Origin of the sequence: Sulfitobacter sp. 1A13679, from assembly GCF_043557115.1 — a bacterium.
Taxonomy (GTDB): domain Bacteria; phylum Pseudomonadota; class Alphaproteobacteria; order Rhodobacterales; family Rhodobacteraceae; genus Sulfitobacter; species Sulfitobacter faviae.
Map to the genome: position 1 here is coordinate 1 of NZ_JBIFFO010000020.1, position 26,441 is coordinate 26,441.

Genomic DNA, 26,441 nt, shown 5'->3' on the forward strand with positions numbered 1-26,441 from the left:
GAGGCGTCTTTGAACTCGACGATCCGTTCCAAGGCGTCGCCCTGCATCACCAAACGGCCATATCGGGCGGGATCGGCGGCCTCGAACCCCAGAACCACCACGTCATGTGTCGCCAGCGCTTCCTGCATCTTCTCAAGCGTCTCGGGCTGGACGAAGGGCGTGTCACCGTAAAGCACCAGTGCCATGCCCTCGAACCCCTCCAATACCGGGCGGGCCTGCGCCACCGCATGGGCCGTGCCCAATTGCTCGGTCTGTTCGACCACCTGCGCGTCTTCGTCAAAAAGCGTGGCGGCGGCGCGGACCTGATCGGCCCCGTGCCCGGCCACCACGACCGTATGGCGGGGTGCGAGCATGGCGCCCGCGGCCATGGCGTGTTCCAGCATGGGGGCAGAGGCCACGCGGTGCAGCACCTTTGGCAGGTCCGAGTTCATCCGTGTCCCCTTGCCCGCGGCGAGAATGATCAATGCAGTTTCCATGTAAATCTCTTTGTTCTTCAGCTTGCATTCTCTTTACGCGCTTCGCACAAAGGCGCAAGGTTGCGGCCCATCAAACTAGGTTGCGGACTGCAACACGATGCCATTTTGCAAGGCGGGGTTCCGCCCAAGGAGTATCCAGTGAAGACAGTGGTTTTCGATCTCGACGGCACCTTGGCCGATACCTCGGGCGATTTGATCGCCGCTGCCAATGCGTGCTTCCGTGACATGGGCGAGGGCGATGTGCTGGTCCATGCCGAGGATGCGGGCACCGCGCTGCGCGGCGGGCGGGCGATGCTGACCTTGGGGATGCAAAAGCTGGGCCGTGCCGATGATGCGGCGACGATTGACCGCTATTACCCGATGCTGCTCGAAGCCTATGGGCGCGACATCGACACCCATACCATCATCTACCCCGGCGCGATGGAGGCTGTGGCCGCGCTCAAAGCCGCGGGCTACCGCGTGGCGATTTGCACCAACAAACCCGAGGCTTTGGCGGAGTTGCTGCTGACCCGTCTTGGCGTGCGCGATGCATTCGGCGCGATGCTGGGGGCTGATACGCTGGCCGTGCGCAAACCTGACCCGGAGCACCTGTTCGAAACCGCCCGCCGCGCCGGGGGCGATCCGGCGCAATGCGTGTTGATCGGCGACAGCGACACCGACCGCAAGACCGCCAAAGCCGCAGGGGTTCCGTGCGTGCTGGTGACCTTCGGCCCCTCGGGCGAAGACATGGCCGCGCTGGAGCCCGAAGCGCTGTTGGACGATTTCGTCAACCTGCCGGAGGTCATCGAACGTTTGATCGGCAAAGCCGCCTGATGGCCGAGCGCTTCACCGGCAGTTTCACGCAGCAAGAGCCGATCCCCGAAGATGCGATCGAGGCGGCAGTGGCGGTGATGCGTCACGGACGGTTGCACCGCTACAATACAGTCCCGGGGGAGGTGGCCGAGGTTGCCCTGCTGGAGCAGGAATTCGCCGCGATGACGGGGGCGAAATACTGCCTCGCCGTGGCCTCGGGCGGCTATGCCATGGCCACGGCGCTGCGCGCAGTGGGGGTGAAACCGGGCGACCGGGTGCTGACCAATGCCTTCACACTCGCCCCGGTGCCGGGGGCGATTGCGTCGCTGGGGGCGGTCCCGGTTTTCGTCGGCGTGACGGAGCAGCTGGTGATCGACCTCGACGATCTCGCCGCCAAGGCGGATCAGGCCGATGTGCTGCTGCTTAGCCATATGCGCGGCCATCTGGTGGACATGGACGCTCTGATGGCGCTTTGCGATGCGCACGGCATCACGGTGATCGAAGATTGCGCCCATACGATGGGGGCGGCGTGGAACGACAAGCCATCGGGCACGCAGGGGAAACTGGGGTGTTTTTCCTGCCAGACCTATAAACATGTGAACGCGGGTGAAGGCGGGTTGCTGATCACCGATGATGCCGAGGTCGCGGCGCGGGCGATCATGCTGTCGGGGTCTTACATGCTCTATGACCGCCACGCCGCCGCGCCGGGGCCGGAGGCTTTTGAGACGATCCGCTATGAGACGCCCAATATCTCGGGACGGATGGACAACCTGCGCGCCGCGGTCCTGCGCCCGCAATTGCGGCGGCTGGCGGAACAGGTGGCCCGCTGGAATGAGCGTTATCGGGTGATCGAGGCGGGGCTGCGCGACACGCCGGGGCTCACGGTCATCGACCGGCCCGAGGCGGAGAGCATCGTTGGCTCGTCGATCCAATTCCTGTTGAAAGACTGGTCGGCGGAGGATGTCGAGGCGGTGTTGGCGCGCTGCGCTGCGCGCGGGGTGGAGTTGAAATGGTTCGGCAGGGCCGAGCCTACGGGCTTCACCAGCCGCTACGACACATGGCGCTATGCGCGGGCTGAGAAAATGCCCGCCAGCGATGCGGTGCTGGCGGGGTTGATCGACATACGTGTGCCGCTGACCTTTTCGCTGGAGGATTGCGCCCTGATCGCGCGGATCATCCGGGCCGAGGTCAGCGCCGTTTTTCAGGGAGGGTAGGCTTAGAAGCGGATGGTGCCATGTTTGCCCATGTCGGGCTTTTGGCCGGTCATCTGCGCTTTGCCGATCTCATAGAGGAACTTAAGCCCGCCATCGGTCGCCCAAACCTCGGCTTCGGTGAGGTCGAAGCGAATCAATTGCACATCCGGGTCCTGCTTGCCGTCTTCGAACCATGCGCCCGCGATGGCGTTCCAAATTTTGTCCAGCTCGGTCGGATTGGTCACGGCGGAAACATGGCCCTCGATCCGCGCCCAGAGGGATTCGTCCTTGCTGGCGATCAGGTATTCGGCGGCGGCGCGCCCTTCGGCGGATTGCGCCAGATCGGTGCCTTTGGCAGTGATGAACCACAGCACGGCGGCGCGGTCGTCTTCGTCGATGTAATGGGTCATTGGGATCGCGCGGGCGGTCTTGGTCATCAGCATCCCGGCGCGGGTGTCGTCCAGACGGTCCCAAAACTCTTTTTTCAGATCATCGCTCATTTGCATCTCGCTTTGTTGTAGTGTTCGCTTGGTCGAAGGGCCAACCCGCCGCGGCGCGGGGCGGTTCCACATCGCGCCGCTTGACGCAAAGCGGGCGGGGCGGTAGGTAATGAACAAGCGTTCAATAAATCGGGGGGAGAAGCCGTGTTCAACGCAAGTATGCAGTTTGATCTGGGAGAAGACGTCGCGGCCATGCGTGAGATGGTGCACCGCTGGGCACAGGAGCGCGTCAAGCCGATGGCCGCCGAGATCGACAGCAAGAACGAATTCCCCGCCGAGCTTTGGCAGGAAATGGGCGAGTTGGGCCTTCTGGGCATGACCGTCGAGGAAGAGTTCGGCGGCTCCGGTCTTGGCTACGTCGCCCACACGGTCGCCGTCGAAGAGATCGCCCGCGCCTCCGCCTCGGTCTCGCTTTCCTACGGCGCGCATTCCAACCTCTGTGTGAACCAGATCAAGCTGAACGGCACCCCGGAGCAGAAGGCGCAGTTCCTGCCCAAACTCTGCTCGGGCGAGCATGTCGGCGCGCTGGCCATGTCCGAAGTGGGCGCGGGCAGTGACGTGGTCAGCATGAAACTGCATGCCGAGAAGCGGAACGACCACTTCCGTCTGAACGGCAACAAGTATTGGATCACCAACGGCCCCGACGCGGAGACGCTGGTGGTCTATGCCAAGACTGACCCGGATGCCGGCTCCAAGGGCATCACCGCCTTCCTGATCGAGAAGTCGATGAAGGGGTTCTCGACCTCAAAGCATTTCGACAAGCTCGGCATGCGCGGCTCGAACACCGCGGAATTGATCTTTGAAGACTGCGAAGTGCCCTTCGAGAACATCCTCGGCGAAGAGGGCAAGGGCGTGCGCGTGCTGATGTCGGGTCTCGATTACGAGCGCGTCGTGCTGGCGGGCATCGGCCTCGGCATCATGGCGGCCTGTCTCGATGAGATCATGCCCTACATGGCCGAGCGCAAGCAGTTCGGCCAGCGCATCGGGGATTTCCAGCTGATGCAGGGCAAGATGGCGGATATGTACACCGCGATGAACTCGGCGCGGGCCTATGTCTATAGCGTGGCGCAAGCCTGCGACCGGGGCGACGTGACCCGTCAGGACGCGGCGGCCTGCTGTCTCTATGCCTCGGAGCAAGCCATGGTGCAGGCGCATCAGGCGGTGCAGGCGATGGGCGGCGCGGGGTACCTCAGCGACAACCCGGTGGGCCGCATCTTCCGCGATGCCAAGCTGATGGAGATCGGCGCGGGCACGTCCGAGATCCGCCGCATGCTGGTGGGCCGTGAGATGATGGGGGCGATGTGATGCGCGCCCTCCTGCTGGCCTGCGCGTTTCTGGCGGGGCCGGTATCCGCGCAGGACATCACCTATTCCGATGCCGCCACGGCGGACTGTCTGGCCGGGGCCGAAGAGTTCACCGACCAGCGCGCCTGCATTGGCCTTTCGGCCAACCTCTGCATGGAAGGGCCGGGCGGCTATACGACCGTCGGCATGGGCGGGTGTCTTGATGCTGAGTTGACCTTTTGGGACGGCCTGCTGAACGAGAATTACCGCGCCCGCATGGTGCAGGCGAAGTCCGCCGATGAGGAGAATGCCCTCTACCAGCCGCAACTGCCTTCGCAGGCCGAGGCGCTGCGTGACATGCAGCGCGCGTGGATTACCTTTCGTGATGCCGCCTGCGATTATGAACGCAGCCAATGGGGCGGTGGCACAGGCGGCGGGCCTGCAACCTTGGCCTGCCTGATGCAGATGACGGGGGAACAGGCGCTGCGTTTGGGGGCGGCCTATTAACCGCATCTCGCTGTGTCGGCCAAACAGGACGGAGGGATCAGGATGGAAAACCTGATAGAACTGGAGACAGAAGGCGGTGTCCTGCACCACTTTCTACCTTGGCTGATCGAGGGTTTCGAGATCCTCGCCGCGGTCATCGACATCGCCGCCATCATTCTGCTGCTGATCGGTGCGGCACGTTTCCTGACCGGGGTGACGATCGCCGAGATCGCCCAGAAGGGGGCAGAGCGCGTCCGCCGCACCAACCGCGAGCGGATCGAACTGGGGCGCTACATCCTTGCGGGGCTGGAACTCTTCATCGTCTCGGACGTGATCCACACCGCGATCAGCCTGCGTTTTGCGGACCTATTGTTCCTGCTGATGCTGGTCATCATCCGCTCCATCACCTCCTACTTCCTTGACCGGGAGCTGGAGCAACTGAAGAAGGAACTTGGCCGTGACTGACTATTCCGATCTCAAGGCGCTCTACGTCAACTGCTCGCTCAAGAAGACCCCGGGCGACAGCCACACCCAGCTTCTGATGAACGCCAGCGCGGGGATCATGGAGGCGCAGGGCGTGGGTGTCGAACACCTCTACCTGCTGGATCACCAAGTGCCGCCGGGCGTCTATCCGGACATGACCGAACACGGCTGGGACCGCGACGACTGGCCCGCGATCTGGGAGAAGGTCTTGGCCGCCGACATTCTGATCATCGGCACGCCTTTGTGGCTGGGCGAGGAGAGCAGTGTCTGCCGTGTGCTGATCGAGCGGCTCTATGCCATGAGCGGTGAGCTCAACGACAAGGGCCAGTCGGTCTTTTACGGCAAGGTCGGCGGCACCGTGGTGACGGGCAACGAGGACGGCATCAAACATGTCGCCATGACCACCGGTTTCGCGATGAACCATCTGGGCTACACGATCCCGCCGCAGGCCGATTGTGGCTGGATTGGCGAGGCCGGGCCGGGGCCGTCTTACGGCGATGATGTGGACGGCAAGCGCGCGGGTTTCGATAACGAGTTCACGCAGCGCAACACCACCATCATGACATGGAACGCCCTGCATCTGGCGCGGATGCTGAAACACGCGGGCGGCTACCCGCGTGAGGGCAATGACCGCAACGCCTGGGACGCGGGCGCGCGGTTCGATTTCGAAAATCCGGAGTACCGAAGCTGATATGAAGAACGAAGGCGACTGGCCCATCTGGCAGGGCAACATGGCGGCGCAATGCCTCGCCCAGCCCGACGATGCACTGGCGATCATCGACCTGACCGCTACAGAACGGCGCGACGTGAGCTACGGCGCGCTGCACGAGATGGTCGACGGTCTGGCCCGCGCGCTGAAAACGCAGGTCGCGCGCGGCGACCGGGTGGGCGTGCTGCTCAGCCAGTCGCCGTGGTGCGCGGCGGCGCATCTGGCGATCTGGAAGATCGGCGCGATCTCGGTGCCGCTGTTCAAACTGTTCAAACGGGACGCGCTGGCCACCCGGGTGGGTGACGCGGGCTGCGAAATCGTGCTGACCGATGCGGAAGGCGCGGAACTGCTCGGCGATCTGGCCACCCCGTGGAACGCGGCGGAGGCTGGCGTGGACGGTGAGGCGGTGGAATTCGCCGAGGTCGGCCCCGAAGACCCCGCCGTGCTGATCTACACCTCCGGCACCACCGGCACGCCGAAAGGCGCGTTGCACGGGCACCGGGTGCTCTCGGGCCATTTGCCGGGCGTGTCGGTCAGCCATGACCATCTGGGGCAGGCGGGCGATTGCCTTTGGACCCCGGCGGATTGGGCGTGGATCGGCGGGCTTTTCGACGTGGCGATGCCGGCGTTGGCGCTTGGTGTGCCGGTTGTGGCCGCACGGATGCCGAAGTTCACCGTCGAAGGCTGCGCCGAGGTGATCGCGAAGGGCGGCGTGCGCAACGTTTTCTTCCCGCCCACGGCGCTGCGGATGCTGAAGGCCGCGGATGTCTTGCTGCCGGGGTTGCGCTCGGTCGCCAGCGGCGGCGAGCCTCTGGGGGCCGAAATGCTGGCATGGGGCCGCGAGGCGTTTGGGCTTGAGATCAACGAGTTCTACGGCCAGACCGAATGCAATATGGTGGCTTCGAGCTGCGGCGTCGATTTCCCCGCCCAGCCCGGCTGTATCGGCAAGCCGGTGCCGGGGTTCGAACTGGCTGTGCTGGATGAAAACGGTCAGCCCACCGATGCCGATGCCGAGGGCGACGTGGCGGTGCGCAAAGGCGCGCCTTCGATGATGCTGCGCTACTGGAACCGGCCCGAGGAGACGGCGGCCAAGTTCCACGGCGACTGGCTGCTGACCGGCGACCGCGGCATCTGGGAGGGCGACTATTTGCGCTTCGTGGGACGCGAGGATGACGTGATCACCTCCGCCGGCTACCGCATCGGCCCGGCGGAAATCGAGGATTGCCTGCTCACCCATCCCGCCGTGGCGACCTGCGGCGTGGTCGGCAAGCCCGATGCGCTCCGCACCGAGATCGTGAAGGCCTATGTGGTGCTGAAACCGGGTGCCGTGGTCGAGGCGAAGGAATTGCAGGACTGGGTGAAGGACCGGCTCGCCAGCTATTCCTACCCGCGCGAGATCGCCTTCGTGCAGGACCTGCCCATGACCGTCACCGGCAAGGTGATCCGCAAGGAATTGAAGCGTCTGGCGGCGCGAGAGAATGAGGACGTAACATGAAACTGACATCCCAAGCCCTGCCATCCTCGGATGCCTACAAGGCCAACGAGATGACGCATCTGAAAGCCCTGAGCGAGGTGCGCGAGGCCGCCGAGGCCGCCGCCCTGGGCGGCGGCGAGAAGTCCCGCGCACGGCACGAAAGCCGCGGCAAGATGCTGCCACGTGAGCGGGTGGCGAACCTTCTCGACCCCGGCAGCCCGTTTCTGGAGATCGGCGCCACCGCGGCGCATGGTCTCTACGACGGTGCAGCACCTTGCGCGGGCGTGATCGCGGGCATCGGACGGGTGCAGGGGCACGAGGTCATGGTGGTCTGCAACGACGCCACCGTGAAGGGCGGCACCTATTACCCGATGACGGTGAAGAAACACCTCCGCGCGCAGGAGATCGCCGAGGCGAACCATCTGCCCTGCATCTATCTGGTGGACTCTGGCGGTGCGAACCTGCCCAACCAAGACGAGGTTTTCCCCGACCGCGACCATTTTGGCGCGATCTTCTATAATCAGGCGCGGATGAGCGCCAAGGGCATCGCCCAGATCGCCGTCGTGATGGGCTCCTGCACCGCAGGCGGTGCTTACGTGCCCGCGATGTCGGACGTGACCATCATCGTGAAGGAACAGGGCACCATCTTCCTCGCCGGCCCGCCGCTGGTGAAGGCCGCGACGGGTGAGGTGGTGAGCGCCGAAGATCTCGGCGGCGGCGACGTGCACACGCGGCTGTCGGGCGTGGCGGATTATCTGGCCGAGGACGACGCCCATGCGCTGGCACTGGCGCGCCGCGCCGTGGGGCAGCTTAACAAGACCAAGCCGAAAACGGTCGATTGGGCCAGCCCCGAAGAGCCCGCCTATGACCCTGCCGAGATGCTCGGGGTCGTGCCTGCCGACTTGCGCACGCCCTATGATATCCGGGAGGTGATCATGCGGCTCGTCGACGGCAGCCGTTTCGACGAGTTCAAGTCCCGCTTCGGCGAGACGCTGGTCTGCGGCTTTGCCCATGTCAAAGGCTGCCCCATCGGCATCATCGCCAACAACGGCGTACTCTTCTCAGAAGCGGCCCAGAAGGGCGCGCATTTCGTGGAGCTTTGCAGCCAGCGCAACATCCCGCTGGTCTTCTTGCAGAACATCACCGGCTTCATGGTCGGCCGCAAATATGAAAACGAAGGCATCGCGCGTCACGGCGCCAAGATGGTGACGGCGGTGGCCACCACCAACGTGCCCAAGATCACAATGCTCGTCGGCGGCTCCTTTGGCGCGGGCAACTATGGCATGTCGGGCCGCGCCTACCGGCCGCGCTTCCTCTGGACATGGCCCAACAGCCGCATCTCCGTGATGGGCGGCGCGCAGGCGGCGGGCGTCTTGGCCACCGTCAAGCGCGACGCGATGGAACGCGCGGGCGAGACTTGGACCGAAGAGGAAGAGACCGCCTTCAAACAGCCCACGATCGATATGTTCGAGGAACAGAGCCACCCGCTCTATGCCTCCGCGCGTCTGTGGGACGACGGGATCATCGATCCGCGCAAGAGCCGCGACGTGCTCTACCTGAGCCTGTCGGCCAGTCTGAACGCGCCGATCGAACCGACGAAATTTGGGTTGTTCCGGATGTGATCGCGACGCGGTCCGGGGGCTGCCCCCGGAACGCCCGACATATTTGGAGCCAGAAAGAGATGAAAAGGGTAGGGCATGTTTGACACGATCCTGATTGCGAACCGGGGTGAGATTGCTTGCCGGGTGATGGAAACGGCGCAAGCCATGGGGGTGCGCTGCGTGGCGGTGTATTCGGACGCGGATGCGGGCGCGAAACATGTCGCCATGGCGGATGCCGCGGTGCATATCGGCGACTCGGCGCCGGCGGAAAGTTATCTGAAGGGCGATGTGATCATCCAAGCCGCGCTCGATACCGGCGCGCAGGCGATCCATCCGGGCTACGGGTTTCTCAGCGAGAACCCCGATTTCGTGGAGGCGGTCGAGGCCGCGGGGCTGACCTTCATCGGCCCTTCGGCCAAGGCCATTCGCGCCATGGGTCTTAAGGACGCCGCCAAGGCGCTGATGGTCGAGGCGGGCGTGCCCGTGGTGCCCGGCTATCACGGGGCGGACCAGGACGATGCGCTGCTGGCGCGCGAGGCCGAGAAGATCGGCTACCCGGTGTTGATCAAGGCCGTCGCGGGCGGCGGCGGCAAGGGCATGCGGCTCGTCGAGGAGGCCGGGGGCTTTCAGGCGGCACTGGAGTCTGCGCGCTCCGAGGCCAAGACCGCTTTTGGCAACCCGGACGTTCTGGTCGAGAAATTCGTCACCAAGCCGCGCCATATCGAGGTGCAGGTCTTTGGCGACGGCACCCATGCGGTGCATCTGTTCGAGCGCGACTGCTCGCTCCAGCGCCGCCACCAGAAGGTGATCGAGGAGGCGCCGGCGCCGGGCATGACGGAAGAGATGCGCGCGGCCATGGGCCAGGCGGCGGTGCGCGCGGCCGAGGCCATCGGCTATGCCGGGGCGGGGACGGTGGAATTCATCGTCGACGGCTCGGGCGGGCTTTCGACCGACGGGTTCTTCTTCATGGAGATGAACACGCGGCTTCAGGTGGAGCATCCGGTGACCGAACTGGTGACCGGGGTCGATCTGGTGGAATGGCAGTTGCGCGTCGCCGCGGGCGAAGCCCTGCCGAAGCGCCAAGATGAGCTCTCGATCAACGGTCATGCCTTCGAGGCGCGGCTTTATGCCGAGGACGTGCCGAAGGGTTTCCTGCCCGCCACCGGGACGCTCACACATCTGTCCTTCACGCCCCAGACCCGGGCCGACAGCGGCGTGCGGGCGGGCGACACGATCAGCCCCTTTTACGACCCGATGATCGCCAAGGTCATCGTGCACGGGCCCACGCGCGACGTGGCGCTGTCGCGCTTGCGCGCGGCACTGAAGGGGTGTGAAGTTGGCGGTACGGTCACCAACCTCGCCTTCCTCGGTGCGCTGGCCGAACATGAGGGCTTTGCCAAGGGCGACGTGGATACGGGCCTGATCGCGCGCGACATCGAGGCGCTGACGGCCCAGCCTGAGGTGCCGGGGCGGCATGTCGCGCTGGCCGGGATGGCAGCACTTGGGCTGGACCAGCCGCAAGCGGAGGCCGGGTTCAACCTTTGGCGGCCCCTGCGGCATCAGGTGATGCTGGGCCGCGAGGGCGAGGAGCATCTGCTGAAGGTGCGGGTGCTTTCAGAAGACGTGCAGCTATGGTCCGTGGGCGATCACGAGGTGCGCGCCGAGCGCATCGCGGGCCGCTGGAAGATCGACGGCCATATAGCGCCCCCGGTCTCGGTCGCGGGCGACGTGGTCACGGTCTTCGATGCCTATGGCATCGCTTTTGACGTGATCGACCCACTGGCCCGCGCCGCCGCCGCCCATGGCGATGGCAATATCGTCGAAGCGCCGATGCCGGGCCTCGTCCGCGCCATTGACGCCGAGGTCGGCCAGAGCGTCACCAAGGGCGACCGTCTGGCGGTGCTGGAGGCGATGAAGATGGAACACTCGCTGCTCGCCGCACGCGACGGCGTGGTGGCCGAGGTGCTGGCGCAAGCGGGCGATCAGGTCGAGGCCGGGGCGGCGCTGGTGCGTCTGGAAGCCGAGGAGGGCGCATGATTACGCTGCATCACTGTCCGCAGACCCGCTCGATGCGCACGCTCTGGCTGCTGCACGAGCTGGACGACGTGGAGTTTCAGGTCAAGATGCATGCCTTCGACCGCAGCCTGCGCGATCCGGAATACCTCGTGCTCTCGCCCGCAGGCCGGGTACCAGCGCTGGAGATCGACGGCGAGCGCATGTTCGAAACCGGGGCGATCACCCAGTACCTCTGCGAGCGCTACAGCCCCGACCGTATGGGCCGCTCGGTCGGCAGCCCGGACCGCATGGCTTGGCTGGTCTGGGTGCATTTCGCCGAGACCATCAGCCAGCACACGGCGGCACTGACCCAGCAGCACATCGCCCTGCGCGAGGATCACATGCGCAGCCCCATCGTGATGAAGCTCGAGGCCGCGCGGATCGGCAAATGCTACGACGCGCTGGAGGCGCGGCTCTCGACGCCGCTGGAGAACCGCGACTACCTGCTGACCTCCGGCTTTTCTGCCGCCGACATCTCGGTCGGTCAAGCGGTCTACATGGCGCGGCATTTTGTGAAATTGGATGACCACCCCTCGGTCGCGGCGTGGTATGAACGGATCACGGAACGCGACAGCTTCGCCCAGGCGCTGCCCGAGGGGGCGAAGCTCTACGAGAAGGAATTCTACGCGCCATGGCCGATTGAATGACCATGGCCCAGTCATGGAAGGAGTGCGGCCAATGAGCCTTGGACCATGTGAGATTTTCGAGGTCGGCCCGCGGGACGGTCTGCAGAACGAGAAACGCGAGATCCCCGTTGCCGAGAAGGTCGCGCTGGTGGACAAGCTGAGCCAAGCGGGCTTTGCCCGCATCGAATGCGCCAGTTTCGTCAGCCCCAAGTGGGTGCCGCAGATGGCCGGCTCGGGCGAGGTGCTCTCCGGTATCACGCGTGCCGAGGGCGTGCGCTATGCGGCGCTGACGCCCAACATGCGCGGCTATGAAGATGCGCTGGCCGCGAAGGCCGACGAGATCGCCATTTTCGCCTCCGCCTCCGAAGGGTTCAGCCAGAAGAACATCAACGCCAGCATCGACGAGGCTTTCGAGCGTTTCGCCCCCATCCTCGAAGAGGCGCGGCACGTGGACATCCCGGTGCGCGGCTATGTCTCCTGCGTGGTGGAATGCCCCTATGACGGCAAGGTCGATCCCGGCGACGTGGCCCGCGTGGCCGACAAGCTCTTTGCCATGGGCTGCTACGAAATTTCCTTGGGCGACACCATCGGCGCGGGCACGCCCGACAGTATCGCACGGATGCTGCTGTCGGTGCGCGACGTGGTGCCCGCAGGGCGGCTTGCGGGGCATTACCACGACACCCATGGCCGGGCGATGGCCAATATCGACGCCTCATTGTCGATGGGCCTGCGGGTCTTCGATGCCGCCGTGGGCGGCTTGGGCGGCTGTCCCTATGCGCCGGGGGCGGCGGGCAATGTCGCGACCGAGACGGTGAATGAACATCTGATGGCGCTTGGCTATGACACCGGCGTCGATCAGGCGGTGGTATTGGAAGCCGCCGAAATGGCACGGGCGATGCGAGGCTGACATGTACGAGACTTTGACGATCGAAACCGACGCGCGCGGGGTGGCGACGCTTACCCTCAACCGTCCGGAGAAACACAACGCCATGTCGGCGCAGATGCTGGCCGATTTGACTACGGCGGCGGGCAAGCTGGCGGAGGATGACGCGGTGCGCGTCGTAGTTTTGACCGGGGCGGGCAAATCCTTCTGTGCGGGCGGCGATCTGGGCTGGATGCGCGACCAGCGCGACATGGATGCCGAGACCCGCTCGGCGGAGGCGGGTAAGCTGGCGACGATGCTGGGCGCGCTCAACGCGCTGCCGAAGCCGGTGATCGGCAAGCTGCAGGGCAATGCCTTCGGCGGCGGCGTCGGCATGGCCTCGGTGTGCGACGTGGCCGTGGGGGTCGAGACGCTGAAGATGGGGTTCACTGAGACCCGTCTGGGCATCATCCCGGCCACCATCGGGCCCTATGTGCTGGCGCGGATGGGCGAGGGGCGCGCGCGGCGGGTCTTCATGTCGGCGCGTCTGTTTGATGCTGCAGAGGCGGTCGATCTGGGGCTGTTGGCCCGCGCCGTACCGGCCGAGGAGTTGGACGCGGCAGTCGAGGCCGAGGTCGTGCCCTACCTCTCCTGCGCGCCGGGGGCGGTGGCGGCGGCCAAGAAGCTGGCGCAGGACTTGGGTGGAATCGCCACGCCCGAGGCGGTGGAAATGTCCATTGATGCCCTCGCGGCGCGTTGGGAAACCGATGAGGCTGCCGAGGGAATCGGTGCCTTCTTTGATAAGCGCAAAGCCGCTTGGGTGGTCTAGCTCAAGGCTTTGGCGAAATGGCTCTATTGCGGGCCCGTGGGCGGCATTAACCGGGCTTGGCCCGTTGACCCTACCCACGGGCAGAGTTAAACCCGTCCCAAGTTTGTCTGCGCGGGCTTTTGGCCTTTGCCTCATGCCGCGCACCGCGAAAGGAGCATCCCCTTGGACGACATGCTGCGGGAATACCTGCCCATCCTCGTTTTTCTGGCCGTGGCGATTGGCCTTGGCCTTGTGCTGATCCTCGCCGCTGTGGTCGTGGCCGTGCGCAATCCTGACCCGGAGAAGGTCTCGGCCTATGAATGCGGGTTCAACGCATTCGACGATGCGCGGATGAAGTTTGATGTGCGTTTCTATCTGGTTTCGATCCTCTTCATCATCTTCGACCTTGAAATCGCCTTCCTCTTTCCATGGGCCGTGGCCTTTAAAGAGGTGAGCATGGTGGGCTTTTGGTCAATGATGGTGTTCTTGGGCGTGCTGACGGCGGGCTTCGCCTATGAATGGAAGAAGGGAGCGCTGGAATGGCAGTAAAAGATGACGCACTCGTCAGCCCGGTGATGGGCGATGGCCACCAAAGCCCACGGGTGAAATCCGGTGCCTCCGCCCCTGCGGCCTATGGCCAATATGGCGCGGGGCCGGACCCTGAGTTCGCCACCCAAAGCCTGAATGCCGAGTTGCAGGACAAGGGGTTCCTGCTGACCTCGACCGAAGACATCATCAACTGGGCGCGCACGGGCTCGTTGCACTGGATGACATTCGGTCTGGCCTGCTGCGCGGTTGAGATGATGCACAGTTCCATGCCGCGCTATGACCTTGAGCGTTTCGGCACAGCACCACGCGCCTCTCCGCGCCAGTCGGACCTGATGATCGTCGCGGGCACGCTGACCAACAAGATGGCCCCGGCGCTGCGCAAGGTCTATGACCAGATGCCAGAGCCGCGCTATGTGATCTCGATGGGGTCCTGCGCCAATGGCGGCGGTTACTATCACTACAGCTATTCGGTTGTGCGCGGCTGTGACCGCATCGTGCCGGTCGATGTCTATGTGCCCGGCTGCCCGCCGACGGCGGAAGCACTGCTTTATGGTATCCTCCAGTTGCAGCGTAAGATCCGCCGCACCGGGACGATCGTGCGCTAAGGCAACCGCCTGCGCCACCAGCGGGGCAGGCAGAAGGACAAAGCGCCAAAGGCGCGGGACAGTGAGATGGCGTTGATCGGCGCGTGGAAGGAAGATTTGCGATGAGCGAACAACTGCAGGAACTTGGGGCCTATATCGAAGCCAAACGCCCCGATTGCGTGCTCGGATGGGATGTCACCAAGGGTGAGTTGAACATGGATGTGGCGCTGGCCAATGTCGCCGGGCTTGTCGAGTTCCTCAAAGGTGACCCGACCTGCCGCTTCTCGACTTTGGTGGACATTACGGCGGTGGATTATCCGGGCCGGGCCAAGCGTTTCGACGTGGTTTACCACTTCCTGTCGATGTACCAAAACCAGCGCATTCGCCTGCGCGCCGCCGCGCGGGAGAAGGACATGGTGCCCTCCATCACCGGCGTGCACCCCAGTGCCGATTGGTTCGAGCGTGAAGTCTTTGACATGTTCGGCATCCTCTTTTCCGGCCACCCGGACCTGCGCCGTATTCTGACGGACTATGGTTTCCGCGGGCACCCGCTGCGCAAGGATTTTCCGACCACCGGCTATACCGAAGTGCGCTATGACGAAGGCGCCAAACGTGTGGTCTATGAGCCTGTGAGCCTCGTTCAGGAATACCGCCAGTTCGACTTCATGTCGCCTTGGGAAGGGGCTGATTACATCCTGCCCGGCGACGACAAGTCGGCACCCGACGGTCATGTGAGCAAGGACGCGAAGTAATGGGCGGGCTTTGGTGGCTGATCCTCTCGGCGCTGACCGCCATTCCGATGGTCAAACTGCTGCCGTTCTTCGGCATCAACAAATACTGGGCGGTGGCCTGTCTGATCCCGCTGGGCACGATTGCCCTGCTGTGGTGGATGGGCATGAAGCTGCAAGAACTGGAGAAACGGTAATGGACGGCGACATTCGCACAAAAGCCTTTGACGACGGGTCGACCGACTTTGAGTCCGGCGAGCAGAAGATTCGCAACTTCAACATTAACTTCGGCCCGCAACACCCTGCCGCACACGGGGTTTTGCGCTTGGTGCTTGAGCTTGACGGTGAGGTGGTAGAGCGTTGCGACCCCCATATCGGCCTGCTGCACCGTGGCACCGAAAAGCTGATGGAAAGCCGCACCTACCTGCAAAACCTGCCGTATTTCGACCGGCTGGATTACGTGGCCCCGATGAACCAAGAGCACGCTTGGTGTCTGGCCATCGAAAAGCTGACCGACACGGTGGTGCCGCGCCGTGCCTCGCTGATCCGGGTGCTGTTCTCGGAAATCGGGCGCATTCTGAACCACCTTCTCAACATCACCACGCAGGCGCTGGACGTGGGCGCGCTGACGCCGCCGCTCTGGGGCTTTGAAGAGCGTGAGAGCCTGATGATCTTTTACGAGCGGGCCTGCGGCGCGCGTCTGCACGCGGCGTACTTCCGCCCCGGCGGCGTCCACCAAGACCTGCCGCCCGCGCTGCTGGACGATATCGAAGCTTGGTGCGAACAGTTCCTCAAAAAGTTCATGGTCGACATTGATGAGCTGCTGACCGAGAACCGCATCTTCAAACAGCGCAACGTCGACATCGGCGTCGTCACCGAGGAGGATATCCTCAACTACGGCTTCAGCGGTGTGATGGTGCGCGGGTCGGGCTTTGCTTGGGACCTGCGCCGCGCGCAGCCCTATGAATGCTACGACGAATTCGACTTCCAGATTCCCGTGGGCAAGAACGGCGACTGCTTTGACCGCTACCTTTGCCGGATGGAAGAGATGCGCCAGTCGACCTACATCATCCAGCAAGCGATCGAGAAGCTGCGCGCCCCCGAGGGGCAGGGCGATGTGCTGGCCCGGGGCAAGATCACCCCGCCGTCGCGCACCGCGATGAAGACCGACATGGAAAGCCTGATCCACCACTTCAAGCTTTACACCGAAGGGTTCCACGTCCCCAAGGGCGAGGTCTACTGCGCCGTCGAAGCACCCAAGGGCGAGTTTGGCGTCTACCTTGTGGCCGATGGCTCCAACAAACCCTATCGCTCCAAAATCCGCGCGCCGGGCTTCTTGCACTTGCAGGCGATGGACCATGTGGCCAGCGGCCACCAGCTTGCCGATGTGGCCGCGATCATCGGCACCATGGACGTCGTCTTTGGAGAGATCGACCGGTGATGCCGCTGGCGTCACCTCGTTTTGAAGAAATTTACGCCGGGGGCATCATTGGCCTCCGCCTGACCATAGGTTCGAACTAATGCTCCGCCGTCTACACCCTGACCAGCCCGACAGTTTTGCCTTCACGCCCGCCAACCAAGAATGGGCCGAAGCGCAGATCACCAAATACCCCGAAGGCCGTCAGGCCAGCGCGATCATCCCGCTTTTGTGGCGCGCGCAGGAGCAAGAGGGCTGGTTGACCCGCCCCGCGATCGAACATGTCTCGGAAATGCTGGGCATGGCCTATATCCGGGGCCTCGAAGTGGCGACATTCTACTTCATGTTCCAACTGCAACCCGTTGGTTCCGTGGCACATATCCAAGTTTGCGGCACCACCTCCTGCATGATTTGCGGGGCCGAGGATCTGGTCGCCGTCTGCAAAGAGCGTATCGCCGCCAAGCCGCATGAGTTGTCGGCGGATGGGCGTTTTTCTTGGGAAGAGGTCGAATGCCTCGGTGCCTGTTCCAACGCCCCCATGGCGCAGATCGGCAAGGATTATTACGAAGACCTGACCACCGCGCGGCTGAACGAAATCCTTGATGAGTTGAGCGAGGGGCGCGTGCCCGTGCCCGGGCCGCAGAACGGGCGCTATGCCTCCGAGCCTCTGGGCGGGTTGACCAGCCTCACGGATCACGAAAGCGGGCGCACGCAGTATAACGCCAGCGCGCAAGCGGCGGTCGATATCGGCGATACGGTCAAGCGCATCGACGGCACCGAGGTGCCGCTGCTGACCCCATGGCAGCGCAAGCCCGACGCGCCGGAGCCTGAAACCGTGGAAGAGGTCGAAGCCGAAGAGCCGCGTCCCGCCGAGGGCGAAAGCGCCGACAAGACCGGCATCACCGAGCAGGAGGCCGAGGCCGCCTCGAAAAGCAAGCCGCGTTCCAAGCGCGACCCCGCGGGTGAAACCGTCGATGCCGCCGAGGCCGAGACCGACACCCCCGCGACGCCCGGCCAAAAGCCCGCGCAGTTGGACGGCCCGCGTGAGGGCGAGGCGGATGATCTGAAAAAGATCAAAGGCGTCGGTCCGAAGCTAGAGCAGATGCTCAACGGCATGGGGTTCTACCACTTTGATCAGATCGCCCAATGGGGCCCTGAGGAGGTCGCTTGGGTCGATCAGAACCTCGAAGGGTTCAAAGGCCGCGTCAGCCGCGACAATTGGGTAGAGCAGGCCGCGCGCCTCGCAGAAGAATAAGACGGAGATTAACAACGGGCCAAGGACGGCACCCACACCACCCCGCAGAGCCATAAGCCGCATCGCCCGCATCAAGGGAGAGAAGGACAGTCATGACGGATATTTCGGAACGAGAAGCCTGCACCAAGCGCTGCTGGTGGCTGGGTGCCGGTGTCGGTTTGCTCGTGGCATTCCTGTTGCTGGCTTTCGGCATTTGGGGTCTGTTGATGTCTATTTTGGCCGGTGTGCTGGTGGCGGTGATCGTGGGCTATCTGGCGATGACCCTGCTGTGCAAAGACGTGCCAGCCGCCGCACCGCAAGACAACACCCGCAGCGCGGCGGCAGCATCGGTTGCAGCGGCACCGACAGCATCGGACAGCGTCTCGCCAGCGGTGGGCACCGTCCCAGCCGGTGACGCGGGCATCGGGGCCGCGCGAAAGGCCAGCGCGCCGGTTGAGCCTGTGGAGGAGACACCGCCGACCGCGCCCGTGGCCGATACGGCTGCCGTTGAAGCTGCGCCGGATGAGGTTGCCGAGGCCGAGGTGGCGGGAGAGGAAGAGCCAGCCGAAACCTCCGAGGAAACAACGCCGACGCCGCCCGTGGCCGACACAGCCGCCGTAGAAGCCGCCCCGGAACAGGTTGTCGAAGCCGAAGAAGCGCCCGCAGTGGTGACCACCCCGGAAGAGACCGTCGAGACCGCGCCCAAGGGGGCGACAGGTGGCGCATCGACCGATGGCAAACCCGCGCTGCTGGATGCACCCCGCGCGGGTGGGGCGGATGACCTCAAGCGGATCGGCGGCATCGGGCCGAAGCTGGAACAGACGCTGAATGAATTGGGCATCTTCCATTTCGATCAGATCGCGGCACTTGAGGGGGAGGAGATCGACTGGGTCGATTCCCGTTTGCGTTTCAAGGGCCGTATCCGGCGCGACGATTGGATCGGTCAGGCCAAGGCTATTGCCAGTGACGGCAAGGCCGAGGGCTGATCGGGGTAAGAGAGAGACATGAGCGAAGCCGAAGACAGAGCGCTTGCCCGCAAGGGCCGCACCGCAGGGCTGGTCATTGCCGTGACCATGTGCTTGTGGCTGGCCATGCAATGGGCCGGCCCGGCGCTTGGCCTGCCGGGGCGTTATGCGCTGCTCTTCGACTTTGCTGCACTGGCCGCGCTTTTCTGGGCGATGGTCGTGATATATCAAATGTGGCAGGCCCGCCGGGCCAGCCGTGAGAACCAAAGGTAGGCATCATGCTTCAGGACAAAGACCGCATTTTTACCAACATCTACGGCATGCATGACCGCACCCTGAAAGGCGCGCAGGCGCGCGGCCATTGGGATGGCACCGCCGGGATCATTCAAAAGGGCCGCGATTGGATCGTCGACCAGATGAAAGCCTCTGGCCTGCGGGGCCGGGGTGGGGCGGGCTTCCCCACGGGGCTCAAGTGGTCCTTCATGCCGAAGGAAAGCGATGGCCGCCCGGCATACCTTGTGGTCAACGCCGACGAATCCGAGCCGGGCACCTGCAAAGACCGCGAGATCATGCGCCACGATCCGCATACGCTGATCGAAGGCTGCCTGATCGCCTCTTTCGCGATGAACGCACATACCTGCTATATCTACCTGCGCGGCGAGTACATCCGCGAGCGCGAAGCCCTGCAGGCCGCGATTGATGAAGCCTATGAGGCCGGTCTGGTGGGCAAAAACGCCAGCAAATCGGGCTGGGATTTCGATATCTACCTGCACCACGGGGCAGGGGCCTATATCTGTGGCGAAGAAACCGCGCTGCTGGAGAGCCTCGAAGGGAAGAAGGGCATGCCCCGGATGAAACCGCCGTTCCCGGCGGGCGCGGGTCTCTACGGTTGCCCGACCACTGTGAACAACGTCGAATCCATCGCCGTGGTACCGACCATTCTGCGCCGTGGCCCTGAGTGGTTCGCGGGCTTTGGCCGCGCCAATAACGCGGGCACCAAGCTCTTTGCGATCTCGGGTCACGTGAACAACCCCTGCGTCGTCGAAGAGGCGATGTCGATCTCCTTTGAAGAGCTGATCGAGACCCATTGCGGCGGCATCCGCGGCGGCTGGGACAACCTCAAGGCGGTGATCCCCGGCGGGTCGTCGGTGCCGTTGATCCCCGGCAAGGACATGCGCGACGCGATCATGGATTTCGACTACCTGCGTGAGCAGCGTTCGGGCCTCGGCACCGCGGCGGTGATCGTGATGGACAACTGCACCGACGTGATCAAAGCGATCTGGCGGCTGTCGAAGTTCTACAAACACGAAAGCTGCGGCCAGTGCACGCCCTGCCGCGAAGGCACCGGTTGGATGATGCGGGTGATGGACCGTCTGGTCTCGGGCGATGCAGAACCCGAAGAGATCGACATGCTGCTCGACGTGACCAAACAGGTCGAAGGGCACACGATCTGCGCGCTCGGCGATGCGGCGGCTTGGCCGATCCAAGGTCTGATCCGCCACTTCCGCGATGAGATCGAAGATCGGATCAAACACAAGCGCACGGGCCGCGTCAGCGCGGTCGCGGCGGAGTGAAACCCTGCGCGGCGGCGGGCCTCACCGGCTTGACGCTTGACGCAGGAGCGGCGATAGCGGGCGCGCGTCAGGCGCGTCCGTCCACAACAGGCGCGGGGCGGTCGGCAAGGCCGAGGCCCATGGCGCATCGGAGTAGGTCTATGAAATATGCTTTGACGGTTCTGACGCTCAGCGCCCTGCTGGCGGGCTGCGCCAATGATGGCGAGCGGATTGCCTTTGACGGGCAGTATTTCAACACCAAACTACGCAAGGTCGACGGCCAGCGGGATGTCTTTCAGGTGACGGTCAAGGACGCCGGCAAATCCATCGACGGCGCCCGTGCAGCGGCGCGCTATGAGGCGGTGAAATACTGTGTCGGCAACTACGGCAACTCGAAAATCGACTGGACCTTTGGCCCCGATGCCCCGGCAAGCGCGCTGCGGTTCGATGGCGGGGCGCTGACCTTTCAGGGCCACTGCCCACAGTGATCGCATCGGCGACATATCGCGGGCCTGCGGGTCTTTGCGGCGGTGATATTGAATATCACGGCCTGCAATCTCCATCTGTCAGACGGGCCGTTCCGGCCCGCTGCTTGAAGGAGAATTGATATGCGCACCCTGATGATCGCCGTGATGGGCCTGAGCCTGACCGCCGCCACCGTGACACCGGTCGCCGCCAAACCGCCGCTGCGCGAGGTGGCTGCCATCGACGATGCGCTCTTGGACATGGGCGTGGCCGACATCATCCGTAAGAACTGCCCCGACATCAGCGCGCGGATGCTGCGCGCGGTCAAGATGGCTTGGGACCTGAAAGGCAAGGCGGGCGATCTGGGCTACTCCGACGCCGAGATCGACGCCTATATTGATAGTGACGCTGAAAAAGCGCGCATGAGAGCGCGGGGCGCCGCGTTTTTCAAGGCCAAGGGGGTCGATACTTCGGACCCGCAAAGCTATTGTGCGCTTGGACGCGAAGAGATTCAAAAATCGAGCCGGATCGGTTCGTTACTGAAGGCAAAGTGAGCTTATGAGCGATATCCGCAAGATCATCATCGACGGTAAGGAAGTCGAAGTCGAAGGGGCGATGACGCTCATTCAGGCCTGCGAGCAGGTCGGCATCGAAGTGCCGCGCTTCTGTTACCACGAGCGTCTGTCGATCGCGGGCAACTGCCGCATGTGTCTTGTGGAAGTCGTCGGCGGGCCGCCCAAGCCCGCCGCCTCCTGCGCCATGCAGGTGCGCGACCTGCGCCCCGGTCCCGAGGGCCAGCCGCCGGTCGTGAAAACCAACTCGCCCATGGTCAAGAAGGCCCGCGAAGGCGTGATGGAATTCCTGCTCATCAACCACCCGCTCGATTGCCCGATCTGCGACCAGGGCGGTGAGTGCGACCTGCAGGACCAGGCGATGGCCTACGGCGTCGACTTCTCGCGCTACCGCGAGCCCAAGCGCGCGACCGAAGATCTCGATCTCGGCCCGCTGGTGGAAACCCATATGACGCGCTGTATCTCCTGCACCCGCTGCGTGCGCTTCACGACCGAGGTCGCGGGCCAGCACGTCATGGGCCAGACAGGCCGCGGCGAGGATGCGGAGATCACGACCTATCTCGGCGCGCTGATCGACAGCAACCTGTCGGGCAATATCATCGATCTTTGCCCGGTGGGCGCGCTGGTGTCCAAACCCTACGCCTTTACCGCGCGTCCGTGGGAACTCAGCAAGACCGAGAGCATCGACGTGATGGATGCGCTCGGCTCCAACATCCGCGTCGACACCAAGGGCCGCGAAGTGATGCGCTTCCTGCCGCGCAACCATGACGGCGTGAACGAGGAGTGGATTTCCGACAAGACCCGCTTCGTTTGGGACGGTCTGCGCCGCCAGCGTCTTGACACACCTTACATCCGGGAGAACGGCAAGCTGCGCAAAGCCAGCTGGCCCGAGGCGCTGAATGCCGCCGCCGCCGCGATGAAGGGTAAGAAGCTGGCCGGTCTCATTGGCGATCTGGCCCCGGTGGAGGCGAGCTTCGCGCTGAAGCAGTTGATCGAAGGGCAGGGCGGTGTTGTCGAATGCCGCACCGATGGCGCGAAACTGCCCGCGGGCAACCGTTTCGGCTATGTCGGCAACGCCCGGATCGAAGATCTGGACAGCGCCAAGATGATCCAGCTGATCGGTTGTAACCCGGCGGTCGAAGCACCCGTGTTGAACGCGCGCATCCGCAAGGCGTGGACCAACGGTGCCGAGATCGGCCTGATCGGCGAGGCGGCCGATCTGACTTATCCGCATCACCATCTGGGCAACGACCGCGCGACGCTCGACAAGCTGATGGGCAGCGACTTCGACGAAGTGTTGGAGCAGCCTTCGGTGATCGTCGTCGGGCAGGGCGCGCTGCGCGAAGCCGATGGTTCGGCGGTTCTGGCGAAAGCGATGGAACTGGCCGAGAAGACCAAGAGCAAGCTGATGGTCCTGCACACCGCCGCCTCGCGCGTCGGTGCGATGGACATCGGTGCCGTGGCCGAAAACGGTATGGACGACGTGAACGCGGCAGAGGTGATTTACAACCTCGGTGCCGACGAGATCGAGATCGGCGAAGGCCCCTTTGTGATCTACCAAGGCAGCCATGGCGACCGCGGCGCACACCGTGCCGACATCATCTTGCCGGGCGCCGCCTATACCGAGGAGCCAGGGCTGTTCGTCAACACCGAAGGCCGTCCGCAACTGGCGCTGCGCGCAGGCTTTGCACCGGGGCAGGCGAAAGAGAACTGGGCGATTCTCCGGGCGCTTTCGGCTGAGATGGGCGCGCAACTGGGCTATGATTCCATCGCCGAGCTGCGCCGCAAGCTGACCGAGGCCGTGCCGCATCTGGCGAATGTCGATGAGGTGCCGGAAAACGAATGGAACGCGCTGCCTGCAGGCAAGCTGGGCAATGCGTCTTTCGCGCCTGCGGTGCGTGACTTCTATCTCTCCAACCCGATCGCGCGGGCCAGCCAGTTGATGGCGGAACTGTCGGCACTGGCCGCCGCGCGCCGGGCCGAGCCGATGGCGGCGGAGTGAGAACAATGGCGCTGGCCCCCTTGATGCTACTGGCCGCCTGCGAACCGCAGGTGCCGGTGGCCGAGGATTTTATCCCCGATTACAAGGGGGTCGAAACCCAGCTTTTGGACGGGGATTTGGTGCAATTCAACGTGGCGATGACCAAGGCGCTTTCGGCGCAGGACGTGTCGGACTACGCCGAATGCGCCGCCGCGCAATACACGCTGATCCGAGGCTACGGATTTGCGCGTCATGTGCGGACAAATGTGAGCGAAGAGGGTGGCATATGGCGGGCAGATGCTGTTTACACAATCTCGCCGAGCCTGCCCAAAGGCTTGAAGACAATTGATGCCGAAGTGACCGCGTTTCAATGCGCGGAACGCGGCATTCCGACGGTGTGAGGACTTATGGCTGATTTCTTTTACACGACCGGGCTTGGCATTGCCCTGCTGACGGTTGGGCAGGTGTTGCTGCTGGTGGTGCCGTTGCTGCTGGCGCTGGCCTTCCTCATGTATGCCGACCGCAAGATCTGGGCCGCCGTGATGATGCGCCGCGGCCCCAACGTTGTGGGCGTCTTCGGCCTGCTTCAGAGTTTTGCCGACTTCCTCAAATATATCGTTAAGGAAGTGGTGGTTCCGGCGGGCGCCGACAAGGGGGTCTTCTTCCTTGCGCCGATGATTTCCTTCGTCATGGCAATGATCGCTTGGGCGGTGATCCCGTTTAACGACGGTTGGATCCTGTCGGACATCAACGTGGCCATCCTCTATGTCTTCGCGGTTTCTTCGCTTGAGGTTTACGGCGTGATCATGGGCGGTTGGGCGTCGAACTCGAAATACCCGTTCCTAGGGAGCCTGCGCTCTGCCGCGCAGATGATCTCATACGAAGTCTCGATCGGTCTGATCATCATCGGCGTGATCCTCTCGACCGGGTCGATGAACTTCTCCTCCATCGTGGCGGCCCAGGATGGCGACTGGGGTCTGCTGAACTGGTACTTCCTGCCGCATTTCCCGATGCTGATCCTGTTCTTCATCTCGGCGCTGGCGGAGACCAACCGCCCGCCCTTCGACCTGCCGGAAGCGGAATCGGAACTCGTCGCGGGCTATCAGGTGGAATATTCCTCGACGCCCTTCCTGCTCTTCATGATTGGCGAGCTGGTGGCGGTGGTGCTGATGTGCGCGCTGGTGTCGCTGATGTTCTTCGGTGGCTGGCTGTCGCCGGTGCCGTTCCTGCCCGATGGCTTCTTCTGGATGTTCATCAAGATGCTGATGGTCTTCTTCATGTTCGCCATGGTGAAGGCCATCACGCCGCGCTACCGCTATGACCAGCTGATGCGGCTGGGGTGGAAAGTCTTCCTTCCCTTCTCGCTCTTCTGGGTGGTCTTCGTGGCATTCGCTGCAAAATTCGATTGGTTCTGGGGCATCTACGCCCGCTGGACCGTAGGGGGCTGATATGGCTGCGACTGATTACACCCGCGCCGCGAAATATTTCCTGCTGGCAGATTACGCCAAGGCGTTCATGCTGGGGATGCGCTATTTCTTTGCGCCGAAAACCACGCTGAACTACCCGCATGAAAAGGGGCCGCTGTCGCCCCGTTTCCGCGGGGAGCATGCCCTGCGCCGTTATCCCAATGGGGAGGAACGCTGCATTGCCTGTAAGCTTTGCGAAGCGATCTGCCCCGCGCAGGCGATCACCATCGACGCCGAAGCGCGCGAAGACGGCAGCCGCCGCACCACGCGCTATGACATCGACATGACCAAATGCATCTACTGCGGTTTCTGCCAAGAGGCTTGCCCGGTGGATGCCATTGTCGAAGGCCCGAACTTCGAGTTCTCGACTGAGACCCGCGAAGAACTTTACTACGACAAGGCCAAGCTTTTGGACAACGGCGAACGTTGGGAAGCCGAAATTGCCCGCAACCTCGAAATGGACGCGCCCTACAGATGAGCGACCCCAAGAACCCTTTTGATGCGATGATGAAGCAAGCGCAGGAGATGGCCAAAGCCTTTCCGGCGATGGATGCTTTTTCGCCCAAAGGGTTCGAGGCAATGATGGGCACCATGCCGAAGGAAATGATGGATTTCTGGTTCGGCGACACGGTCAACAAAGGCGGGCTGGACGCGCGGACGCGGCTGCTTCTGACCCTTGCCGGGCTGACCATGCAGGGCGCGCAGAATGACATGGCCCTTCGCCAAACCGTGCGCCACGCGCGCGAGGCGGGGGCCACGAAACAACATATCGTCGAGACGATCAGCCAGATGTCGGTCTTTGCCGGGCTTCCCGCGATGACCCGGGCGCTGGAACTGGCGCAATCGGTCCTCGACGACGAACAAGACACCAAGAAGGAAGACGGCGCATGACGGTCTTTTCATTTTACCTCTTCGCGATCAGCGTCATCACCGGCGGGCTGTTCACGGTGATCAGCCGCAACCCGGTGCATTCGGTGCTTTGGCTGATCCTGTCCTTCCTTTCGGCGGCGGGGCTCTTTGTTCTGCTCGGCGCGGAGTTCGTGGCAATGCTGCTGGTCATCGTCTATGTGGGCGCGGTGGCGGTGCTTTTCCTCTTCGTCGTCATGATGCTCGACGTGGACTTCGCCGAACTCAAGGCCGAGATGGCGCGCTACATGCCCTTGGCCTTGCTGATCGGGCTGGTGATTTTGATGCAATTCGTCATGGCCTTTGGCGCATGGGAGCAGAGCGCGGCGGCGGAGAGCCTGCGGGCCAATGCGATTGATCCCGCGCGGTTCAACACCGAAGCCCTCGGCCTGCTGCTGTATGATCGTTACTTCCTGCTGTTCCAACTGGCGGGGCTGATCCTGCTGGTGGCGATGATCGGGGCGATCGTGCTGACATTGCGTCACCGCAAGGACGTGAAGCGCCAAGACGTGGTGGCCCAGATGATGCGCGACCCGGCCAAGGCGATGGAACTGCGCGACGTGAAGTCAGGGCAGGGCCTGTAACAGACGGAATTTTTTGAAAATTCCGGGGCCGTTCTCTTTGAAAGAGAACGGCTGAACCAAGAGAGAGAAGGGACGTCGAAATGTCGAGA

At 63.6% G+C, this 26,441-nt stretch carries 31 protein-coding genes; 29 read left to right on the forward strand and 2 right to left on the reverse strand.

The window, feature by feature from the left end:
• Positions 1 to 476: NTP transferase domain-containing protein (locus ACGYLA_RS15045; RefSeq protein WP_394433538.1), on the reverse strand; the 476-nt coding region annotated here is incomplete at its 3' end.
• Positions 477 to 614: 138 nt separating this feature from the next.
• Here ACGYLA_RS15045 and ACGYLA_RS15050 point away from each other — a divergent pair.
• On the forward strand, positions 615 to 1,289 hold the full coding sequence (locus ACGYLA_RS15050; RefSeq protein WP_394433540.1) for an HAD-IIIA family hydrolase: 675 nt from the start codon (positions 615 to 617) through the stop codon (positions 1,287 to 1,289).
• Complete coding sequence (locus ACGYLA_RS15055) at positions 1,289 to 2,482, forward strand: DegT/DnrJ/EryC1/StrS family aminotransferase (protein WP_394433542.1); 1,194 nt, start codon at positions 1,289 to 1,291, stop codon at positions 2,480 to 2,482. The genes ACGYLA_RS15050 and ACGYLA_RS15055 overlap by 1 nt, the downstream gene beginning before the upstream one ends.
• A gap of 2 nt (positions 2,483 to 2,484) precedes the next feature.
• On the opposite strand, the gene ACGYLA_RS15060 is transcribed toward ACGYLA_RS15055, so the two are convergent.
• Positions 2,485 to 2,961, reverse strand: a complete 477-nt coding sequence (locus ACGYLA_RS15060) for a pyridoxamine 5'-phosphate oxidase family protein (RefSeq protein ID WP_394433544.1) — start codon at positions 2,959 to 2,961, stop codon at positions 2,485 to 2,487.
• Positions 2,962 to 3,105: 144 nt separating this feature from the next.
• Here ACGYLA_RS15060 and ACGYLA_RS15065 point away from each other — a divergent pair, with 144 nt between their 5' ends.
• The 27 genes from ACGYLA_RS15065 (at position 3,106) to ACGYLA_RS15195 (ending at position 26,352) form a co-directional block, all read left to right on the forward strand.
• Entirely contained in the window at positions 3,106 to 4,266 is a 1,161-nt protein-coding gene (locus ACGYLA_RS15065; RefSeq protein ID WP_271693430.1) for an isovaleryl-CoA dehydrogenase, read from the forward strand.
• Complete coding sequence (locus ACGYLA_RS15070) at positions 4,266 to 4,751, forward strand: lysozyme inhibitor LprI family protein (protein ID WP_394433546.1); 486 nt, start codon at positions 4,266 to 4,268, stop codon at positions 4,749 to 4,751. The genes ACGYLA_RS15065 and ACGYLA_RS15070 overlap by 1 nt, the downstream gene beginning before the upstream one ends.
• Before the next feature lie 42 nt (positions 4,752 to 4,793).
• Positions 4,794 to 5,195, forward strand: coding sequence for a DUF1622 domain-containing protein (locus ACGYLA_RS15075; protein ID WP_394433548.1), 402 nt, complete (start codon positions 4,794 to 4,796; stop codon positions 5,193 to 5,195).
• The gene (locus ACGYLA_RS15080) at positions 5,188 to 5,904 is read left to right on the forward strand and encodes a flavodoxin family protein (protein ID WP_394433550.1); all 717 of its coding nucleotides are present in this window, start codon (positions 5,188 to 5,190) and stop codon (positions 5,902 to 5,904) included. The genes ACGYLA_RS15075 and ACGYLA_RS15080 overlap by 8 nt, the downstream gene beginning before the upstream one ends.
• Position 5,905: 1 nt before the next feature.
• Positions 5,906 to 7,417, forward strand: a complete 1,512-nt coding sequence (locus ACGYLA_RS15085) for an AMP-binding protein (RefSeq protein ID WP_394433552.1) — start codon at positions 5,906 to 5,908, stop codon at positions 7,415 to 7,417.
• Positions 7,414 to 9,018 (forward strand): carboxyl transferase domain-containing protein, encoded by a 1,605-nt coding sequence (locus ACGYLA_RS15090; RefSeq protein ID WP_394433554.1) that lies wholly within the window; start codon positions 7,414 to 7,416, stop codon positions 9,016 to 9,018. Before ACGYLA_RS15085 ends, ACGYLA_RS15090 begins: the two co-directional genes overlap by 4 nt.
• A gap of 75 nt (positions 9,019 to 9,093) precedes the next feature.
• Positions 9,094 to 11,034 carry an acetyl/propionyl/methylcrotonyl-CoA carboxylase subunit alpha gene (locus tag ACGYLA_RS15095; protein ID WP_394433556.1) on the forward strand — a complete coding sequence of 647 codons (1,941 nt, stop codon included), beginning with the start codon at positions 9,094 to 9,096 and terminating at the stop codon, positions 11,032 to 11,034.
• Complete coding sequence (locus ACGYLA_RS15100) at positions 11,031 to 11,699, forward strand: glutathione S-transferase family protein (protein ID WP_394433558.1); 669 nt, start codon at positions 11,031 to 11,033, stop codon at positions 11,697 to 11,699. The genes ACGYLA_RS15095 and ACGYLA_RS15100 overlap by 4 nt, the downstream gene beginning before the upstream one ends.
• A gap of 31 nt (positions 11,700 to 11,730) precedes the next feature.
• On the forward strand, positions 11,731 to 12,585 hold the full coding sequence (locus ACGYLA_RS15105; protein WP_394433560.1) for a hydroxymethylglutaryl-CoA lyase: 855 nt from the start codon (positions 11,731 to 11,733) through the stop codon (positions 12,583 to 12,585).
• Position 12,586: 1 nt separating this feature from the next.
• On the forward strand, positions 12,587 to 13,369 hold the full coding sequence (locus ACGYLA_RS15110; RefSeq protein ID WP_394433562.1) for a crotonase/enoyl-CoA hydratase family protein: 783 nt from the start codon (positions 12,587 to 12,589) through the stop codon (positions 13,367 to 13,369).
• A 162-nt stretch (positions 13,370 to 13,531) separates the two neighbouring features.
• Positions 13,532 to 13,897, forward strand: coding sequence for an NADH-quinone oxidoreductase subunit A (locus ACGYLA_RS15115; RefSeq protein ID WP_067263411.1), 366 nt, complete (start codon positions 13,532 to 13,534; stop codon positions 13,895 to 13,897).
• A complete protein-coding gene (locus ACGYLA_RS15120; RefSeq protein ID WP_394433564.1) occupies positions 13,888 to 14,502 on the forward strand; it encodes a NuoB/complex I 20 kDa subunit family protein in 615 nt (204 codons plus the stop codon). Before ACGYLA_RS15115 ends, ACGYLA_RS15120 begins: the two co-directional genes overlap by 10 nt.
• A gap of 101 nt (positions 14,503 to 14,603) precedes the next feature.
• Positions 14,604 to 15,233, forward strand: coding sequence for an NADH-quinone oxidoreductase subunit C (locus ACGYLA_RS15125; protein ID WP_136720172.1), 630 nt, complete (start codon positions 14,604 to 14,606; stop codon positions 15,231 to 15,233).
• Positions 15,233 to 15,406: a hypothetical protein gene (locus ACGYLA_RS15130; protein WP_169306047.1), complete on the forward strand. Its 174-nt coding sequence runs from the start codon at positions 15,233 to 15,235 to the stop codon at positions 15,404 to 15,406. Before ACGYLA_RS15125 ends, ACGYLA_RS15130 begins: the two co-directional genes overlap by 1 nt.
• On the forward strand, positions 15,406 to 16,650 hold the full coding sequence (locus ACGYLA_RS15135) for an NADH-quinone oxidoreductase subunit D (RefSeq protein ID WP_322327941.1): 1,245 nt from the start codon (positions 15,406 to 15,408) through the stop codon (positions 16,648 to 16,650). Before ACGYLA_RS15130 ends, ACGYLA_RS15135 begins: the two co-directional genes overlap by 1 nt.
• Positions 16,651 to 16,729: 79 nt before the next feature.
• Positions 16,730 to 17,881: an NADH-quinone oxidoreductase subunit E gene (locus tag ACGYLA_RS15140; RefSeq protein WP_394433566.1), complete on the forward strand. Its 1,152-nt coding sequence runs from the start codon at positions 16,730 to 16,732 to the stop codon at positions 17,879 to 17,881.
• A gap of 92 nt (positions 17,882 to 17,973) precedes the next feature.
• Complete coding sequence (locus ACGYLA_RS15145) at positions 17,974 to 18,846, forward strand: hypothetical protein (protein WP_394433568.1); 873 nt, start codon at positions 17,974 to 17,976, stop codon at positions 18,844 to 18,846.
• 18 nt (positions 18,847 to 18,864) lie between these two features.
• Complete coding sequence (locus tag ACGYLA_RS15150) at positions 18,865 to 19,098, forward strand: DUF5337 domain-containing protein (protein ID WP_067263425.1); 234 nt, start codon at positions 18,865 to 18,867, stop codon at positions 19,096 to 19,098.
• A 5-nt stretch (positions 19,099 to 19,103) separates the two neighbouring features.
• A complete protein-coding gene (gene nuoF / locus ACGYLA_RS15155) occupies positions 19,104 to 20,399 on the forward strand; it encodes an NADH-quinone oxidoreductase subunit NuoF (protein ID WP_394433570.1) in 1,296 nt (431 codons plus the stop codon).
• A gap of 140 nt (positions 20,400 to 20,539) precedes the next feature.
• Positions 20,540 to 20,866, forward strand: coding sequence for a hypothetical protein (locus ACGYLA_RS15160; RefSeq protein ID WP_394433572.1), 327 nt, complete (start codon positions 20,540 to 20,542; stop codon positions 20,864 to 20,866).
• 120 nt (positions 20,867 to 20,986) lie between these two features.
• On the forward strand, positions 20,987 to 21,397 hold the full coding sequence (locus tag ACGYLA_RS15165; RefSeq protein ID WP_271693446.1) for a DUF5333 domain-containing protein: 411 nt from the start codon (positions 20,987 to 20,989) through the stop codon (positions 21,395 to 21,397).
• A gap of 4 nt (positions 21,398 to 21,401) precedes the next feature.
• The gene (gene nuoG / locus ACGYLA_RS15170; RefSeq protein WP_394433574.1) at positions 21,402 to 23,417 is read left to right on the forward strand and encodes an NADH-quinone oxidoreductase subunit NuoG; all 2,016 of its coding nucleotides are present in this window, start codon (positions 21,402 to 21,404) and stop codon (positions 23,415 to 23,417) included.
• A gap of 5 nt (positions 23,418 to 23,422) precedes the next feature.
• Complete coding sequence (locus ACGYLA_RS15175) at positions 23,423 to 23,797, forward strand: hypothetical protein (protein WP_067263450.1); 375 nt, start codon at positions 23,423 to 23,425, stop codon at positions 23,795 to 23,797.
• A 6-nt stretch (positions 23,798 to 23,803) separates the two neighbouring features.
• Positions 23,804 to 24,844, forward strand: coding sequence for an NADH-quinone oxidoreductase subunit NuoH (gene nuoH, locus ACGYLA_RS15180; protein WP_067263452.1), 1,041 nt, complete (start codon positions 23,804 to 23,806; stop codon positions 24,842 to 24,844).
• Position 24,845: 1 nt separating this feature from the next.
• Positions 24,846 to 25,340 carry an NADH-quinone oxidoreductase subunit NuoI gene (nuoI, locus tag ACGYLA_RS15185; RefSeq protein ID WP_067263454.1) on the forward strand — a complete coding sequence of 165 codons (495 nt, stop codon included), beginning with the start codon at positions 24,846 to 24,848 and terminating at the stop codon, positions 25,338 to 25,340.
• On the forward strand, positions 25,337 to 25,753 hold the full coding sequence (locus tag ACGYLA_RS15190; protein WP_394433576.1) for a carboxymuconolactone decarboxylase family protein: 417 nt from the start codon (positions 25,337 to 25,339) through the stop codon (positions 25,751 to 25,753). Before nuoI ends, ACGYLA_RS15190 begins: the two co-directional genes overlap by 4 nt.
• Positions 25,750 to 26,352 carry an NADH-quinone oxidoreductase subunit J gene (locus tag ACGYLA_RS15195; protein ID WP_067268146.1) on the forward strand — a complete coding sequence of 201 codons (603 nt, stop codon included), beginning with the start codon at positions 25,750 to 25,752 and terminating at the stop codon, positions 26,350 to 26,352. The genes ACGYLA_RS15190 and ACGYLA_RS15195 overlap by 4 nt, the downstream gene beginning before the upstream one ends.
• The last annotated feature ends 89 nt before the right edge of the window (positions 26,353 to 26,441 follow it).

Excerpts from the sequence above, each read along its gene's own strand:
- ACGYLA_RS15175 (WP_067263450.1), top strand. The coding sequence starts at position 23,423 with ATGGCGCTGGCCCCCTTGATGCTACTGGCCGCCTGCGAACCGCAGGTG.
- ACGYLA_RS15165 (WP_271693446.1), top strand. The coding sequence starts at position 20,987 with ATGCGCACCCTGATGATCGCCGTGATGGGCCTGAGCCTGACCGCCGCC.
- ACGYLA_RS15195 (WP_067268146.1), top strand. The coding sequence starts at position 25,750 with ATGACGGTCTTTTCATTTTACCTCTTCGCGATCAGCGTCATCACCGGC.
- ACGYLA_RS15140 (WP_394433566.1), top strand. The coding sequence starts at position 16,730 with ATGCTCCGCCGTCTACACCCTGACCAGCCCGACAGTTTTGCCTTCACG.
- ACGYLA_RS15130 (WP_169306047.1), top strand. The coding sequence starts at position 15,233 with ATGGGCGGGCTTTGGTGGCTGATCCTCTCGGCGCTGACCGCCATTCCG.
- ACGYLA_RS15070 (WP_394433546.1), top strand. The coding sequence starts at position 4,266 with ATGCGCGCCCTCCTGCTGGCCTGCGCGTTTCTGGCGGGGCCGGTATCC.
- ACGYLA_RS15125 (WP_136720172.1), top strand. The coding sequence starts at position 14,604 with ATGAGCGAACAACTGCAGGAACTTGGGGCCTATATCGAAGCCAAACGC.
- ACGYLA_RS15075 (WP_394433548.1), top strand. The coding sequence starts at position 4,794 with ATGGAAAACCTGATAGAACTGGAGACAGAAGGCGGTGTCCTGCACCAC.
- ACGYLA_RS15085 (WP_394433552.1), top strand. The coding sequence starts at position 5,906 with ATGAAGAACGAAGGCGACTGGCCCATCTGGCAGGGCAACATGGCGGCG.
- ACGYLA_RS15055 (WP_394433542.1), top strand. The coding sequence starts at position 1,289 with ATGGCCGAGCGCTTCACCGGCAGTTTCACGCAGCAAGAGCCGATCCCC.
- nuoF (WP_394433570.1), top strand. The coding sequence starts at position 19,104 with ATGCTTCAGGACAAAGACCGCATTTTTACCAACATCTACGGCATGCAT.
- ACGYLA_RS15095 (WP_394433556.1), top strand. The coding sequence starts at position 9,094 with ATGTTTGACACGATCCTGATTGCGAACCGGGGTGAGATTGCTTGCCGG.
- ACGYLA_RS15090 (WP_394433554.1), top strand. The coding sequence starts at position 7,414 with ATGAAACTGACATCCCAAGCCCTGCCATCCTCGGATGCCTACAAGGCC.
- ACGYLA_RS15120 (WP_394433564.1), top strand. The coding sequence starts at position 13,888 with ATGGCAGTAAAAGATGACGCACTCGTCAGCCCGGTGATGGGCGATGGC.
- ACGYLA_RS15110 (WP_394433562.1), top strand. The coding sequence starts at position 12,587 with ATGTACGAGACTTTGACGATCGAAACCGACGCGCGCGGGGTGGCGACG.
- ACGYLA_RS15060 (WP_394433544.1), bottom strand. The coding sequence starts at position 2,961 with ATGAGCGATGATCTGAAAAAAGAGTTTTGGGACCGTCTGGACGACACC.
- ACGYLA_RS15135 (WP_322327941.1), top strand. The coding sequence starts at position 15,406 with ATGGACGGCGACATTCGCACAAAAGCCTTTGACGACGGGTCGACCGAC.
- ACGYLA_RS15150 (WP_067263425.1), top strand. The coding sequence starts at position 18,865 with ATGAGCGAAGCCGAAGACAGAGCGCTTGCCCGCAAGGGCCGCACCGCA.
- ACGYLA_RS15190 (WP_394433576.1), top strand. The coding sequence starts at position 25,337 with ATGAGCGACCCCAAGAACCCTTTTGATGCGATGATGAAGCAAGCGCAG.
- nuoH (WP_067263452.1), top strand. The coding sequence starts at position 23,804 with ATGGCTGATTTCTTTTACACGACCGGGCTTGGCATTGCCCTGCTGACG.
- ACGYLA_RS15105 (WP_394433560.1), top strand. The coding sequence starts at position 11,731 with ATGAGCCTTGGACCATGTGAGATTTTCGAGGTCGGCCCGCGGGACGGT.
- nuoI (WP_067263454.1), top strand. The coding sequence starts at position 24,846 with ATGGCTGCGACTGATTACACCCGCGCCGCGAAATATTTCCTGCTGGCA.
- ACGYLA_RS15160 (WP_394433572.1), top strand. The coding sequence starts at position 20,540 with ATGAAATATGCTTTGACGGTTCTGACGCTCAGCGCCCTGCTGGCGGGC.
- ACGYLA_RS15145 (WP_394433568.1), top strand. The coding sequence starts at position 17,974 with ATGACGGATATTTCGGAACGAGAAGCCTGCACCAAGCGCTGCTGGTGG.
- ACGYLA_RS15100 (WP_394433558.1), top strand. The coding sequence starts at position 11,031 with ATGATTACGCTGCATCACTGTCCGCAGACCCGCTCGATGCGCACGCTC.
- nuoG (WP_394433574.1), top strand. The coding sequence starts at position 21,402 with ATGAGCGATATCCGCAAGATCATCATCGACGGTAAGGAAGTCGAAGTC.